Source organism: Sulfurifustis variabilis (assembly GCF_002355415.1).
In the GTDB taxonomy this organism is placed as follows: domain Bacteria; phylum Pseudomonadota; class Gammaproteobacteria; order Acidiferrobacterales; family Sulfurifustaceae; genus Sulfurifustis; species Sulfurifustis variabilis.
On record NZ_AP014936.1, the window covers coordinates 343,412 to 357,672 of the forward strand.

15 protein-coding genes are annotated in these 14,261 nt (G+C 69.3%); 12 read left to right on the plus strand and 3 right to left on the minus strand.

The features are described 5' to 3' along the window. Position 1 precedes the first annotated feature (1 nt). From SVA_RS01685 to SVA_RS01695, 3 genes are all read right to left on the minus strand, one after another. Positions 2-1,378, minus strand: a complete 1,377-nt coding sequence (locus tag SVA_RS01685) for a CmpA/NrtA family ABC transporter substrate-binding protein (RefSeq protein ID WP_096457892.1) — start codon at positions 1,376-1,378, stop codon at positions 2-4. Between the two features lie 219 nt (positions 1,379-1,597). After that, positions 1,598-2,455 (minus strand): EamA family transporter, encoded by an 858-nt coding sequence (locus tag SVA_RS01690; RefSeq protein WP_096457895.1) that lies wholly within the window; start codon positions 2,453-2,455, stop codon positions 1,598-1,600. A gap of 153 nt (positions 2,456-2,608) precedes the next feature. Then, positions 2,609-2,962 (minus strand): hypothetical protein, encoded by a 354-nt coding sequence (locus SVA_RS01695; RefSeq protein ID WP_096457898.1) that lies wholly within the window; start codon positions 2,960-2,962, stop codon positions 2,609-2,611. A gap of 71 nt (positions 2,963-3,033) precedes the next feature. Here SVA_RS01695 and SVA_RS01700 point away from each other — a divergent pair, with 71 nt between their 5' ends. The 12 genes from SVA_RS01700 (at position 3,034) to SVA_RS01755 (ending at position 14,191) form a co-directional block, all read left to right on the plus strand. Then, positions 3,034-4,836, plus strand: a complete 1,803-nt coding sequence (locus SVA_RS01700) for a NosR/NirI family protein (RefSeq protein WP_197703314.1) — start codon at positions 3,034-3,036, stop codon at positions 4,834-4,836. A gap of 256 nt (positions 4,837-5,092) precedes the next feature. Beyond that, positions 5,093-6,757, plus strand: a complete 1,665-nt coding sequence (locus tag SVA_RS01705) for a nitrite reductase (protein WP_096462783.1) — start codon at positions 5,093-5,095, stop codon at positions 6,755-6,757. A 54-nt stretch (positions 6,758-6,811) separates the two neighbouring features. Beyond that, a complete protein-coding gene (locus SVA_RS01710; RefSeq protein ID WP_096457905.1) occupies positions 6,812-7,150 on the plus strand; it encodes a c-type cytochrome in 339 nt (112 codons plus the stop codon). After that, complete coding sequence (locus tag SVA_RS01715) at positions 7,140-8,339, plus strand: cytochrome D1 domain-containing protein (protein WP_096457908.1); 1,200 nt, start codon at positions 7,140-7,142, stop codon at positions 8,337-8,339. Before SVA_RS01710 ends, SVA_RS01715 begins: the two co-directional genes overlap by 11 nt. Then, positions 8,336-8,785 (plus strand): AsnC family transcriptional regulator, encoded by a 450-nt coding sequence (locus tag SVA_RS01720; protein WP_096457911.1) that lies wholly within the window; start codon positions 8,336-8,338, stop codon positions 8,783-8,785. Before SVA_RS01715 ends, SVA_RS01720 begins: the two co-directional genes overlap by 4 nt. Then, positions 8,776-9,300: a siroheme decarboxylase subunit beta gene (gene ahbB / locus SVA_RS01725; protein ID WP_096457915.1), complete on the plus strand. Its 525-nt coding sequence runs from the start codon at positions 8,776-8,778 to the stop codon at positions 9,298-9,300. The genes SVA_RS01720 and ahbB (SVA_RS01725) overlap by 10 nt, the downstream gene beginning before the upstream one ends. A gap of 107 nt (positions 9,301-9,407) precedes the next feature. Further along, a complete protein-coding gene (locus tag SVA_RS01730; protein WP_096457918.1) occupies positions 9,408-9,851 on the plus strand; it encodes an AsnC family transcriptional regulator in 444 nt (147 codons plus the stop codon). A gap of 92 nt (positions 9,852-9,943) precedes the next feature. Beyond that, entirely contained in the window at positions 9,944-10,426 is a 483-nt protein-coding gene (gene ahbB / locus SVA_RS01735) for a siroheme decarboxylase subunit beta (RefSeq protein ID WP_096457921.1), read from the plus strand. Between the two features lie 109 nt (positions 10,427-10,535). Next, entirely contained in the window at positions 10,536-11,732 is a 1,197-nt protein-coding gene (gene nirJ, locus SVA_RS01740) for a heme d1 biosynthesis radical SAM protein NirJ (RefSeq protein WP_096457924.1), read from the plus strand. A gap of 78 nt (positions 11,733-11,810) precedes the next feature. Continuing rightward, positions 11,811-12,140 carry a TusE/DsrC/DsvC family sulfur relay protein gene (locus SVA_RS01745; protein ID WP_096457927.1) on the plus strand — a complete coding sequence of 110 codons (330 nt, stop codon included), beginning with the start codon at positions 11,811-11,813 and terminating at the stop codon, positions 12,138-12,140. A gap of 25 nt (positions 12,141-12,165) precedes the next feature. Next, on the plus strand, positions 12,166-12,645 hold the full coding sequence (locus SVA_RS01750; RefSeq protein ID WP_096457931.1) for a pyridoxamine 5'-phosphate oxidase family protein: 480 nt from the start codon (positions 12,166-12,168) through the stop codon (positions 12,643-12,645). Position 12,646: 1 nt separating this feature from the next. Continuing rightward, positions 12,647-14,191, plus strand: a complete 1,545-nt coding sequence (locus tag SVA_RS01755; protein ID WP_096457934.1) for a nitrite reductase — start codon at positions 12,647-12,649, stop codon at positions 14,189-14,191. The last annotated feature ends 70 nt before the right edge of the window (positions 14,192-14,261 follow it).

Consider the following 14,261-nt stretch of genomic DNA (forward strand, 5'->3'; position numbering starts at 1 on the left):
GTCAGACCCGCTTGATCGCGAAGCCGTCGAGGTAGGCCGCGGGCCGGGCCGGATCGAAGGTCTTCCCCATAAGGGTGTACTTGGCGTACGTCGATTTGGGCGGCGCGTAGCCGAGGTCCTTCATCACCTTGCCGCAGTCGGACGCGAGGTAGACCTGCTCGGCGATGCGCTTGTAGTCGACGTCGCCCTTGAGGTACCCCCAGCGCTTCATCTGGGTCAGGATCCACACGCCCATGGAGTGCCACGGGAACGGATCGAAGTCGATACGGTCGGGCACGTCGCGCTGGTTGCCGAGGCCGTCGGGGAACTTGCCCGTGAGCACCTGCGTCACCACCTCCTCCGGCTGGTTGAGGTAGGCGCGCGGCGCGATCGCCTTGGCGATCTCCGCCCGATGCGCCGGCTTCGACGCGTAGTGGGTCGCGTCGACGATCGCCCGGAAGAGCGCGGCGAAGGTGTTCGGCATCCGCTCGGCGAACTCGCTGCTGGCCGCGAACGCGCAGCACGGATGCCGGTCCCAGATCTCCTTCGACAGCAGGTGGATGAAGCCCGTGCCCTCGTAGACCGCACGCTGGTTGAAGGGATCGGGCGCGAGGTAGCCGTCGACGTTGCCGGCCCGCAGGTTCGCGACCATCTCCGGCGGCGGAACGACGCGGATCTGGATGTCCTTGTCCGGGTCGAGCCCGTGCTCGGCCACGTAGTAGCGCAGGAGGAAATTGTGCATCGAGTAGTCGAACGGCACGGCGAACTTGAAACCCTTCCACAGCTTCGGGTCGCGCTTGTCCTTGTGCTTGACGTGCAGCGTGATCGCCTGGCCGTTGATGTTCTCGACCGCGGGCATCACGAAGGGCTGCGCCACGGAACCCGCGCCCACGGTGATCGCGAGCGGCATGGGCGTCAGCATGTGCGAGGCGTCGTATTCCCCGTTGAGCGACTTGTCGCGCGCGACCGCCCAGCCGGCGGTCTTGATGACCTCGACCTTCAGGCCGTGCTTGTCGTAGAAGCCCATCGGGTTCGCCATGATGATCGGCGTGGCGCAGGTGATCGGCACGAATCCGACCTTGAGCTCCTTCTTCTCGAGCGGCCCGCCCGCCTCCTTCACCGCGGCCTTGACCTTCTCGAGCGGCAGCACCGCGCCGAGCGCGGCGGCCAGGGTCCCGCCGCCGACGAGCTGCAGGAAGCGGCGCCGCGCGGCGTCGTGATGGTCGAACACCGCGCGCACGATCGCGCTTTCGACCGCGCGGTCGATCATCGTCTCGGCGGAGGCGGGCAGGGCGGCGGGCGCGTCGCCGGCGGGCGCGCACGAGGCGCAGCGGCAGCCGTGCCCGTGGCGCAGGTCGCTCCGGGGGTCGAAGGGGTCGTCGAGACTCTTGATCGTCATGCCGTGCTCCTCGGTGGGGTCGGTGATGACGCACCCTTAGCAATCGCGGTGCCACGACGGGCCCGGTATCGGGCTCGCGCGGGGATGCGGGAAAAGACGGGTTTTGCCGGCCGGCGCGCCCGAACGGTGCGGGCGACGCACGCAGCCGGTGCGGGCGCAGCGCGCAGGCGGCACCGGGATCGCGCAGCCGCGCCCCGGTAGCGTGCACCGGGCGGCGAATCAGGCGAGGCCGAGCAGCAGCAGGCCGGCGCAGATGACCAGGACGGCGGCGAGACGGGAGCGCCAGTGCTCGCGCTCCTTATATATGGTAATGGCGATCAGGGTCGCGAGGACGATGCCGGCGTTGGTGAAGGCGACGGCGTAGGCCGCCGGGACGTACTGCATGGCGAAGATCACGAGCGCGTAGGCATTCCCGATGAACAGCCCGCCGAGCACGGCCCGTCCCGAAGCCGGCCGGTGCTCGGGTACCCAGCGCCCAGTCCGCGCGCGCAGCTCGAGGGTGAGCGCGATCCAGGCGACCAGCAGCGTCACCGTGACGTAGCCGAGCTGCGTGAGGTACCCCGGGAGGGCGGGCACCGCCAGCTTGTTCGACGTGGAGTAGACGCTGGTGCCGAAGGCGGCGGCGATCGCCCACGGCAGGGCCTGCGCCGGTGCCCCGCCGCGCGCCGTCCAGGCGAGCCCGAGCACGCCGCCGACGATCACCAGGATCGCGAGCCAGCCGGCCGCCGGAAGGTGCTCGCCGAAGAGGAACACGGTCCAGACGGCGATCAGCACGGGCGAGCTGCGCGCGATGGGGTACACCAGCGGCACCGGGGCGTGCCGGTAGGCGATGCCCAGAGCGAGAAAGTAGAGCGCCTCGGCCGCGCACGTCACGGACAGCAGGAGCGCCAGCCGCGCCGACCACTCGGCGTGGCCGATCAGCCATGCCGCCGACCAGGGCCCGACCAGGACCAGCCACCCGAGCAGCGCCCACCATAAGAAGAAGCTCTTCGGATCCGCCGCGCGCGCCGACAGGTTCCACGCCACGTGCATCAGCACCGACGCGGCGAGGGCGAGGAGGGCGGGGGCCGGGATCACCGAGGTCGTGAGGTCGTGAGGGCGGGAAGGGGTAAGGGGTGAAAGCGTGAAGGCGTCAGGGCGCGGGTGCGGGCGGCGGGGCGAGCGTAAGGGGGTTCACCACCCCCGCGATCTTCGCGCTCACGCGCTCACGCCCTCCCGCTCTCCCGGCATTCACGGTCCGAGCGCGTAGAAGTACGGGATCCAGTAGAGAACGAGCGCGAGCGCCACGAGGAGGTTGATCCAGACGACGGTGCGCAGCCGCGCCCGCGCCTCGCCCTCGGCGTCCGAGAGGAACACCCGGGCCATGAGCGCGTCGAGCAGGAGCAGCATCACGACCAGCGGAGCGAGGACGGGCATCAGTACCGTGCGCGCCAGGCCCCAGCCGTGGTATACCGCCTTCGTGCCCGGCGCCGGCGCGAAGACCACGACCAGCACGGCGGCGGCGAGGAGCGCGATGCGCAGCGGGCCGAGGCGCCGCGCCCAGCGGAGGACGGCGTTGCCCGCGCTCGCGGATTCGGATTCCATGCGCGCGAATGGTAGCGGCGGTTTCGCCGGCCCGCCAGCCATCACGGCACTGTAGAAGGAATGCCGACGCCTTGAAACTTGATCGAAGTCAAAGCCGCGGCGCCCGCCGGCCCTCACGCTTCCGGCCTGTCCGTCAGCGCGCCCTGCCCACGGAGCCCGCCATTCGCACCCGCCGCTTCCTGTTCCTCGCGCTCCTCGCGCTCCTCGCGGCCGTTCCCGCCTACGCGCAAGGCGTGGCGGACCGCTTTCCCGCCGCGCGCGACTTCTTTCCCGGGGCCGACCGCTTCGGCGAGCTCGAAGGGACGCCGCCGGCCGCGCCCGTGTACCGCGAGGACCGGCTGCTCGGTTACGTCTTCCTCACGGCCGACATGGTCCGCATCCCGGCCTACTCGGGAAAGCCGATCAACACGCTGATCGGCGTGGACGTCGCCGGCCGGATCGCGGGCCTGACCATCGTCGAGCACGAGGAACCGATACTCCTCGTCGGCATCTCCGAGGAGCGGCTCCAGCGCTTCGCCGCGCAGTACCGCGGCGTTTCGGCCTACGACCGGACCTCGGTCGGCGCGACGCGGGAAGGCCAGGTGACCATCGACGCGATCTCGGGCGCGACCATCACCGTCATGGTGGAGAACGCCACGATCATGCGCTCGCTGCGTCTCGTTGCCGAGTCGCGCGGGCTGCCGTTGCCCGGCGCCGACACCGCCGCCGCGCCGCCGACCACGGCGGCCGACGGCGCGCGGGAAGCCCCGGCGGCCGAGGCGGCCCCCGCTTCACGTCCGGCGGCCACGGCGCGCTCCCCGGCCGCGGGCCCCGCCGCGACGGCGCCCGGCGGCGCGGCGCCGGTCATGCCGACGGACGACGAGCCGATCTGGGTGGGCGTCTGGCGGGAGCGTGCGTTCCAGATCGCGCTGCTCGTGACCGGACTCACCCTGCTCACCCTGATTCTCGTCTTCCAGGACTGGCTCGCGCGCCATCCGAAGCTGCTCATCTACGTGCGCGACGGGTACCTCGTGTTCACGATCCTCTTCATCGGGTGGTACGCGCTCGCGCAGCTCTCGGTCGTGAACGTGCTCACGTTCACGCACGCGGTGTTCCACGACTTCCGCTGGGAGAGCTTCCTGATCGACCCGATGATGTTCATCCTCTGGGGCTTCGTGGCGGTGACGCTGCTGCTCTGGGGGCGCGGCGTGTACTGCGGGTGGTTGTGCCCGTACGGGGCGATACAGGAGCTGACGCAGCAGCTCGCGCAGCGGTTCAAGGTGCGCCAGTTCGAGTTCCCGGACGTCGTGCACGAGCGGCTGTGGGCGCTCAAGTACGTCATCCTCATCGTGCTCTTCGGCGTTTCGCTGCAGTCGCTCGCCGACGCCGAGCGTCTCGCCGAGGTCGAGCCGTTCAAGACGGCGATCACGATGCGCTTCATGCGCGAGTGGGGGTTCGTGCTCTACGCCGTCGGCTTCATCGCGGTCTCGGCGGTCAACCGGAAGTTCTTCTGCAAGTACGTCTGCCCGCTCGGCGCGGCCCTCGCGATTCCGGCGCGCTTCCGGATCTTCGACTGGTGGCTGCGGCGCCGCAAGGAATGCGGACGGCCGTGCCAGATCTGCGCGAACGAGTGCGAGGTGCGGGCCATCCGCCCGACGGGCGAGATCAACGCCAACGAATGCCACTACTGCCTGGACTGCCAGGTGACGTACTACAACGCCTACAAGTGCCCGCCCGAAGTGGACCGCCGCAAGCGCCGCGAGCGCGTGCCGCGCGCCCGCGAGATCGTGCGCGAGCTGGAGATGCACATCGGACCCGCGGGCCTCGACGATCGCAGCCGCGCGTCGGGCGATCGCGGGTGCGAGGGGTGCCCGCAGCGCGACGGATGCGAGTGAGCGCAACCTCGGACGCAGTCGGGATATTTTACGCAAGCGCGCGAGGCGCTTGACTCAAGTCAAGTCGATCGGCACCGTTGCGCTTCGCGCTCGCCGATAATTCACCTACGCTTTTTGACCCATATCAAGGTTGCGCGCTCGTGCGCTACTTAGAGTCGCGGACGATTCGTTCTCGAAACGAGGGGAGTAAACAGCCATGAGCCATGTGTACAGAGGACTGGTCTTCGGCGTCGCGCTGCTCGCCGCGAACGCCGCAATGGCCGAAGAGAAACCGTCCGGCCATCCGGGCACGCCCGAGACCGAGATGCGCTACAAGGGCGCGCCGGTGCCGATCACGCCCGAGCAGGCCCCGACGGTGGTGACGCCGAAGGCGCCGCCGATGACGGAGCCGGAGTTCACCCGCGCGAAGCAGATCTACTTCGAGCGCTGCGCGGGCTGCCATGGCGTGCTGCGCAAGGGCGCGACCGGCAAGCCGCTCACGCCGGACATCACGCTCAAGCGCGGAACCGACTACCTCAAGGTGTTCATCAACTACGGCTCGCCCGCCGGCATGCCGAACTGGGGCACCTCCGGCGAGCTCTCCGAAAAGGACGTGGACATCATGGCGCGCTTCCTGCAGCACGAGCCGCCGCAGCCGCCCGAGTTCGGCCTCGAGGACATGCGCGCCACGTGGAAGCTCATCGTCCCGCCGAACAAGCGGCCGAAGAAGAAGGAGAACAACTACAACCTGGACAACCTCTTCTCGGTCACGCTGCGCGACACGGGCGAGATCGCGCTGATCGACGGCGACACCAAGAAGATCATCAATATCGTCAAGACCGGGTACGCCGTGCACATCTCGCGGCTCTCCTACTCCGGCCGCTACCTCTACGTGATCGGCCGCGACGCGCAGGTCAACCTGATCGACCTGTGGATGAAGAATCCGGACAACGTGGCCGTCATCAAGGTCGGCCTCGAGGCCCGCTCGGTCGACACCTCGAAGTACAAGGGCTACGAGGACAAGCTCGCCATCGCGGGCTCGTACTGGCCGCCGCAGTACACGATCATGAAGGGCGATACGCTCGAGCCCCTGAAGATCGTTTCGACCCGCGGCTACACGGTCGACACCCAGGAGTATCACCCCGAGCCGCGCGTCGCCTCGATCGTCGCCTCGCACTTCCACCCGGAGTTCGTGGTGAACGTGAAGGAGACCGGCCAGACGCTGATGGTCAACTACGCCGACCTGAACAACCTCAAGGTCACGTCGATCGGCACCGAGCGGTTCCTGCACGACGGCGGGTGGGACGCGAGCAAGCGCTACTTCCTCGTGGCGGCCAACCAGCGCAACAAGGTCGCGGTGGTGGACGCCAAGGACAACAAGCTCGTCAAGCTCGTCGACGTGGGCAAGATCCCGCACCCGGGCCGCGGCGCGAACTTCGTCGATCCCAAGTTCGGACCGGTGTGGGCGACGGGGCATCTCGGCGACGAGACCATCTCGCTGATCGGCACCGACCCCGTGAAGCACAAGAACGGCGCCTGGAAGGTCGTGCGCACGCTCAAGGGACAGGGCGGCGGCTCGCTCTTCATCAAAACGCACCCGAAGTCGAAGAACCTGTGGGTGGATACCGCGCTCAACCCGAACGCGGAGATCTCGCAGAGCGTCGCGGTCTACGACATCAACAATCTCGACAAGCCCTTCCAGGTCGTGAAGATCGCGGAGATGGCCGGTCTCGGCGAAGGGCCCAAGCGGGTCGTGCAGCCGGAATACAACAAGGCCGGCGACGAGGTGTGGTTCTCCGTGTGGAACGGCAAGGACCAGCAGTCGGCGATCGTGATCCTCGACGACAAGACCCGGAAACTGAAGCACGTCATCAAGGACAAGCGCCTGGTCACGCCGACCGGCAAGTTCAACGTCTACAACACCCAGCACGACGTGTACTAAAAAGGTCGAGGGGAGGGGGAAGGCCCCCTCCCTTCTCCTCCGAGGGAGAGGCAGATGCACCGCGCAGGCAGACAGACCATCATCGGGCTGTTCACGCTGCTCGGCATGGCGGCCGGCCAGGCCGCGGCGGAGATCCCCGCTGCCCGGCAGGCGGAGCTCCGGTACCTGCTCGTGCAGGACTGCGGCTCGTGCCACGGTCTCACCTTCAAGGGCGGCCTCGGGTCGCCGCTCACCCCGGAGGCGCTCGCCGGCAAGGACCCGCGGGCGCTGCGCGACACCATTCTGAACGGCCTGCCCGGCACGGCCATGCCCCCGTGGCGTCCCTTCGTGACGCCGGAGGAGGCGGCGTGGATGGTGCGGGTACTGATCGAGGGGCAGCCCCATGCGCGCTAGCGGCGGGCTGCCCCACTTTTCGCGCGCGGCGCTCGCCATCGTCGGCGCCGCGCTGCTCGCCGCCTGCGCGACCGTCGCGCCGCGGGGGACCGGCGACCTCGGCATCGTCATCGAACGCGCCGCCGGGCGGGTGCACGTCGTCGACACGACCGCGCGCGCGTCCCTCGCCCGCATCGATGGCCTCGGCGACCTGTCGCACGCCTCGGCCGTCTACTCGCGCGACGGCCGTTACGCCTACGTGTTCGGCCGCGACGGCGGTCTCACTAAGGTCGACCTGCTGGAAAGCCGCATCGTCAAGCGCATCGTCCAGGCCGGCAATGCCATCGGCGGCGCGATCTCGCAGGACGGCACGCTCGTCGCCGTCTCGAACTACGAGCCGGGCGGCGTGAAGATCTTCAGCGCGCAGACGCTCGAGCTGCTCGCGGACATCCCCGCGGTGTCCGGCCCCGACAACCGGCCCTCCAAGGTCGTCGGCCTCGTGGACGCGCCCGGGCAGCGGTTCGTGTTCAGCCTGTTCGAAGGCGGCGAGATCTGGATCGCCGACGCGCGCGATCCGCGCGCGCCCGTACTCACCCGGTTCGCGAACGTCGGCCGCCAGCCCTACGACGGCACGGTGACGCCGGACGGCCGCTACTACATGGCCGGCCTGTTCGGCGAGGACGGGCTCGCCCTGCTCGATCTCTGGCGACCGGAGTCCGGCGTGCGGCGCGTGCTGCCCGGCTACGGCCGGGGCGAGCAGAAGCTGCCGGTGTACAAGATGCCGCACATGGACAACTGGGCGCACGCCGGCGGCCGGGCGTTCGTGCCCGCGGTCGGGCGGCACGAGGTGCTGATCGTCGACGAAACGGGCTGGACCGAGGCGGGGCGCGTCGCCGTCGCCGGGCAGCCGGTGTTCGTGATCGCGCGGCCCGACGGGCGCCAGGTGTGGGTCAACTTCGCGCCCCCGCACAACGACACCGTGCAGGTGATCGACGCCGCCAGCGGAAAGATCGTGCACACGCTCAAGCCCGGCAAGGGGGTGCTGCACATGGAGTTCACCCCGCGCGGCGAGGCGGTCTGGATCTCGGTGCGCGACGAGGACCGCGTCGAGGTGTACGACACCGAGCGCTTCGCGCGCCTCGCCACGCTGCCCGTCGACAAGCCGAGCGGCATCTTCTTCACGGCGCGCGCCCACCGGATCGGCCTATGAACGCCCTCGAGAAGCGGCTGCTCAACGAGTTCCAGCGGGATTTCCCGCTGTCGTCCACGCCGTACGCGGACATCGCGAAGCGGGTGGGCGCGAGCGAGACCGAGGTGCTGGAGGCGCTCGCGCGGCTGACCGCGAGCGGCGCCGTCAGCCGGGTCGGCCCCGTGATCCGCCCGCACTCGATCGGGGTGAGCACGCTCGCCGCCATGCGCGTGCCGCCCGAGCGGCTCCCGGAGATCGCGGCGCTCGTCTCGGAGTACCCGGAGGTCAACCACAACTACGAGCGCGAGCACGAGGTGAACCTCTGGTTCGTGCTGGCCGCGCCGACGAAGCAGCGGCTGCGCCAGGTGCTGAGCGACATCGAGCGGCGCGCGCGGCTCGCGGTGCTCGACCTGCCGCTCCTTGCCGACTATCACATCGACCTGGGGTTCGAGATCAAATGGAGCTGAACCAGCGCGACCTGCGCCTGATCGCGGCGATCCAGCACGGGCTGCCCCTCTCGCCGCGCCCGTATGCGGAGGTGGGCGAACGCATCGGCCTGAGCGAGCAGGAGGTGATTGCGCGCATCCGCGCGCTCCAGGCGCGCGGCGTCATCAAGCGCTTCGGCGTGGTGGTGCGTCACCACGAGTGCGGCTACGGGGCGAACGCGATGGTGGTGTGGGACGTGCCGAACGGCGACGTCGACGAGGTCGGCCGCCGCTTCGCGCGCTTCCCTTTCGTGACGCTCTGCTACCGGCGCCCGCGCCGTCCGCCCGAGTGGCCCTACAACCTCTATACGATGATCCACGGGCGCGACCGCGCGCACGTGCTGGCGCAGCTCGCCGGGCTGATCGAGAAGACGGGCGCGCAGGCGATCGCGCACCGCGTGCTCTTCAGCAAGCGCCGCTTCAAGCAGCGCGGCGCGCAGTACGTGCCCCCCGAGACCGCCCGGGCGCCGGCGCCGCTCAAGCAGGCAGCAGGTTGAAGGCAATGTTGAATGCTGAATTTTGAATGTTGAATTCATGAAGGCGCGCGAAGCGCGCACCCGCAATTCAACATTCAACATCAAGCATTCAAAATTAGGATCCCGAGATGGACGCCATCGATCGCGCGATCGTCAACACGCTCCAGGGCGGCTTTCCGCTGAGCGAGCGGCCCTATGCGGAGGCGGCGCGCGAGATCGGCATCGACGAGGCGGAGCTGCTCCGCCGGCTCGAGCGCCTGCTCGCCGACCGCGTGCTCTCGCGGTTCGGGCCGATGTACCACGCCGAGCGCCTCGGCGGCGCGCTCACGCTCGCGGCCCTGCGGGTGCCCGAGGGGGAGTTCGAGCGCGTCGCGGAGATCGTGAACGGCTTTCCCGAGGTCGCGCACAACTACGCGCGCGAGCACGAGTTCAACATGTGGTTCGTGCTCGCGACCGAGACGCCGGAGCGACGGGCCGAGGCGATCCAGGCGATCGAACGGGCGACCGGACTTCGCGTGTACGACTTTCCGAAGCAGGAGGAGTACTACGTGGGCCTGAGGTTCGAGGCATGAGGTCGCAGTCGAATGCGGAAGGCGACAGCGCCGCTGCCCCGCTCCCGCTTGCGGGAGAGGGGCGGGGCGAGGGTGGCGATTCCGCTTCAGGCGTGCCCATCGACGCTACCGACCGCGAGATCATCCTCGCCACGCAAGGCGGCCTGCCGCTCGTGCCCCGGCCGTACCACGCCATCGCCGCGCGCGTCGGGGTCGGCGCCGCCGAGGTCATCGAGCGTCTGGCGCGCATGCAGGCGAGCGGCGTCATCCGCCGCATCGGGGCGGTCCCGAACCACTACGCCCTCGGCTATCGCGCGAACGGCATGTCCGTCTGGGACGTGCCGGACGGGCGCATCCGGGAGCTCGGCGAGCGCATCGGCGCCCTCGACTTCGTCAGCCACTGCTATCACCGGCCGCGCCATCCGCCGGAGTGGCCGTACAACCTGTTCGCCATGGTGCACGGCCGCGACCGCGCCGAGGTCGAGGCCAAGGTCGCGGAGATCGCGCGCCTCCTGGGCGCCGACGATCGCGGGCATGCGGTGCTCTACAGTACGCGCATACTCAAGAAAACCGGGTTGAGGATCAGTGCAAAGTGACAAGTTTTGAGTTTATAGTTGATGAGCGCTTCGCGGGTTCCATGAGAACGCGCGCCTGCGCGCTCCTCGACCTGGCACTTGTCACTTAGCACTTGTCAATGGGGTTGCCGTGTTCCGGATCACGCAGTACATGCAGGAGCTGAAGAATCCGACCCCGCTCGGGCCGAAGCGCCAGCCGCCCGGGCCGGTGGTGATCTGGAACCTGATCCGGCGCTGCAACCTCGCCTGCAAGCACTGCTACTCGATCTCGGCCGACCACGATTTTCCGGGGGAGCTGTCGACGGCGGAGGTCTACGGGGTGATGGACGACCTCAAGGCCTTCGGCGTCCCGGTGCTCATCCTTTCGGGCGGCGAGCCGCTGCTGCGGCCCGACATCTACGACATCTCGCTGCGCGCGAAGCGGATGGGTTTCTACGTCGGCCTCTCGAGCAACGGGACGCTGATCGACGGGTCGAACATCGACCGGATCGCGGAGATGGGCTACGACTACGTCGGCGTCTCGATCGACGGGCTCGAGGAGACGCACGACCGCTTCCGGCGCATGCAGGGCGCGTACGACGCGTCGCTGCGCGCGATGAGGCTTTGCCGGGACAAGGGCATCAAGATCGGCATGCGCTTCACGCTCACGCAGGACAACGCGCACGAGCTGCCGGCGCTGCTCCGGCTCATGGACGACGAGGGCATCGACAAGTTCTACCTCTCGCACCTCAACTACGCCGGCCGGGGCAACATCAACCGGAAGGACGACGTGGTGCTCCAGACGACGCGCCGCGCGATGGACCTGCTGTTCGACACCTGCTGGGACTACGTGAGCCGGGGTGTGGCGAAGGAGTTCGTCACCGGCAACAACGACGCCGACGGCGTGTACCTCCTCTTCTGGGCGCGCGAGCGCTTCCCGCAGCTCGTCGACCACCTGCGGGCGAAGCTCGCGCAGTGGGGCGGGAACTCGTCGGGGGTCAACATCGCGAACATCGACAACCTCGGCAACGTGCACCCGGATACGTTCTGGTGGCACTACTCGCTCGGCAACGTCAAACAGCGCCCCTTCTCGGAGATCTGGCGCGATACCTCCGATCCGCTGATGGCGGGCCTGAAGCGCCTGCCGCGCCGGATCGAGGGGCGCTGCGGCGAGTGCCGCTACTTCGACGTGTGCGGGGGCAACACGCGCGTGCGCGCCCACCAGCTCACCGGCAATCCCTGGGCCGAGGACCCGGCGTGCTATCTCACGGACGAGGAGATCGGCGCGAGCGGCGCGCGCGAGCGCCTGGCGGTCAGTCCCTACAGCCGGCGGGCCGCGCGGACATGAGGCGAGAGGCCCGGCGGGCGCGCCCGTCCGACGGTGGCGGATTGCGGCCGCGAGGCAGTGCGCGGCAGGAGGTGGGACGTGGAGACGGAAGGAGCCGTGCCGGTCGAGTTCGACGAGGACGGTCTGCTCAAGGACCCCGGGACCTGGAGCGAAGCGCTCGCGCAGGAGATCGCGCGGCGCAACGGCATCGTGGCGCTGACGCCCGACCACTGGGAAGTGATCCGCACGCTGCGCGAGCACTACGCGCGGCACGGGGTCGCGCCGGCCATGTACCACGTATGCCGCTCGCACGGGAAAGGCCCGTTCTGGGTGCACGACCTCTTCCACACCTGCCTGAACGCCTGGCGCGTCGCCGGCCTCCCGAATCCCGGCGAGGAGGCGAAGACGTACCTGAGCGACGCCTACTGACGGCGTCCGCGGTCCGGCCGAGCGCGTGACCCCCGAGGAGCAGCGGACGCTCGCGCGTCTGCTCGGCGCTTCGCGCTGGGCGGCCCTCGCGACGTCGCGCGACGACGAGCCGTTCGCGTCGTGGGTCGCCGTCGCGCCCGAACCGGACCTCGCGCGGTTCCTGCTGCACCTCAGCCGGCTCGCGCGTCACACCCGCTACCTCGCCGTCAACCCCCGGGCCGCGCTCGCCTTCACCGAGCCCGACAGCGATCCGGGCCGCGATCCGCAGACGCTCGCGCGCGTGACCGTGCAGGGCACGGTCGCCATCGTGCCGAGAGGGAGCGCGGAGTACGCGGCCGAGCGCGAGCGCTATCTCGCGCGCCTGCCGCACGCCGAGCGGACCTTCGCGCTCGGCGATTTCGAGCTCCACCGTTTCGTCGCGGAGAGCGCCCGGTACGTGCCGGGCTTCGGGCGCGTGCACCGCCTGATGCCCGACGACCTGCGCGCGCTCGCCCGGGAGGATTGAGATGCGCGTGCCCGTGCTCGCCCTGTGTCTCGCCGTGCTGCCGCTTTCCGCTCCGGCGGACGACGCCGCCGCGCTCTACCGGGAGCACTGCGCGGGCTGCCACGGGCCCGATCGCCTCGGCGGCATGGGCCCGGCGCTCCTGCCCGAGAACCTCGGCCGGTTGCGCAAGAGCGAGGCCCTCCACGTGATCCGGGACGGGCGCCCGGCCACCCAGATGCCCGGCTTCGGCGGCAAGCTCGCGGAGCGCGAGATCGCGAGCCTCGCGGAGCTCGTGTACCGGCCGCTTCCGGAAATCCCGCGCTGGGATCTCGCCGAAATGCGCGCCTCGCACGTGATGCACCTGAAGGCCGGCGAAAAGCGCGCGGACAAGCCCGTCTTCGATGCCGATCCCCTCAATCTCTTCATCGTGGTCGAGCTCGGCGACCACCATGCGACGCTGCTGGACGGCGACCGCTTCGAGCCGATCCTTCGCTTCCCGACGCGCTTCGCGCTGCACGGCGGCCCGAAGTACTCGCCCGACGGCCGCTACGTCTACTTCGCCTCGCGCGACGGCTGGATCTCGAAGTTCGACATCTGGAACCTCAAGTACGTCGCCGAGATCCGCGCGGGCATCAACACGCGCAACCTCGCCGTGTCGAGCGACGGCAAGTACGTGATGGTCGGCAACTACCTGCCGCACGCGCTGGTCGTGCTCGACGCGCGCGACCTCGCGCCGCTCAAGGTGATCCCCGTGCGGGACGACGCCGGCAAGAGCTCGCGCGTGTCGGCCGTCTATGACGCCGGGCCGCGGAAGAGCTTCATCGCCGCGCTCAAGGACATCCCGGAGGTGTGGGAGGTGCCCTACGACCCCGACCACGAGCCGATCTACCCGGGCTACGTCCACGACTACCGCATGGGCGAGGCGATCGCCGCCAGGGGCCCGTTCCCCGTGCGGCGCATCAAGCTCGACGACTACCTGGACGACTTCTTTTTCGACCCGCCGTATCGCCACCTCATCGGCGCGGCGCGCGAGGGAAAGAACGGGCAGGTCGTGAGCCTGCTCGTCGGGCGCAAGATCGCGGACGTGGAGCTGCCCGGGCTGCCGCACCTCGGCAGCGGCATCACCTGGGACTATCGCGGCAAGCCGGTGCTGGCGACGCCCAACCTGAAGGAGGGAACGATCTCGATCATCGACATGACGCAGTGGAAGACGATCAGGCGCATCGAGACGCTCGGGCCGGGTTTCTTCCTTCGCTCGCACGAGGGCACGCGCTACGCCTGGGCGGACAACATGATGAGTCCGCGCAAGGACACGATCCAGCTCATCGACAAGGAAACGCTCACGGTCGCCCGGGCGCTCACGCCCGCGCCGGGCAAGACCGCGGCGCACGTCGAGTTCACGCGCGACGGGAAGTACGCGCTGGTCTCGGTGTGGGAAATGGACGGCGCGCTCGTCGTCTACGACGCCCGGACGCTCGAGGAGGTCAAGCGCCTCCCCATGAAAAAGCCCTCGGGCAAGTACAACGTGCACAACAAGATCACGCGCTCGTCGGGGACGAGCCACTGAACCCGCCAGGCGCGTAACGGCGCTGCGCCGCGGGCCGGCCCGCCGAGGTTGACCTGGATCAAAGCGAGCC